At 62.0% G+C, this 532-nt stretch carries 2 protein-coding genes; both read left to right on the top strand.

All coding sequences use genetic code 11. The features are described from left to right. A partial coding sequence (locus BP858_RS06020) for a DUF2113 family protein (protein WP_286879105.1) occupies positions 1-234 on the top strand: 234 nt, incomplete at its 5' end. 53 nt (positions 235-287) lie between these two features. Beyond that, positions 288-532, top strand: a 245-nt coding sequence (locus BP858_RS06025) for a methyl-coenzyme M reductase family protein (protein WP_286879121.1), incomplete at its 3' end; no start/stop codon positions are given.

A 532-nucleotide genomic window follows, 5' to 3' on the forward strand; every position in this document is an offset into this window, starting at 1 on the left:
GGGGTGGCAGGGGAAGAGGAACTTGAGCAGATGGTGGTCGCCGACCCGAGCGAGACACTCTATAAGGATGTCATCTACGCGCTCCAGTACATCGCGCCCGAGGGGTTCAAGGTCCGCCGTCAGTATATCAAGGGCGGGAAGTTTTACTACGTGGCAAGCGAGGATACCCTGCCGGGTGATATTGTGGAGACGATGGTCGCGCCGATCTTTGAGAGGATGGGGGTGACGCTGTGACGACGCTGGTGCCGGTGACCTACAAGGGAGGTGTCTACCGGCATGACGAGATCATGGACCTGATCGACGACCTCGGGGGGTATGTCGTGCAGAAACACGTCATGGCCCAGGACGTCGTGCTCCAGTCGTTTGTGCCGCGGGACGATATCGACCTGATACGGGAGGTTGCAAAACCGCTTGCCGGCGAGGTGGCGGAGGCGCCCCTCGTCGGGACCGAGATCGCGGTGGTCAGCCCGAGCCTGGAGATCCACCATCTCCCGCACACCGCCTGCGATATCGCCGAGTACCTCAGGCGGGC

Origin of the sequence: Methanoculleus sp. UBA413 (genome assembly GCF_002502935.1) — an archaeon.
GTDB lineage: Archaea > Halobacteriota > Methanomicrobia > Methanomicrobiales > Methanoculleaceae > Methanoculleus > Methanoculleus bourgensis.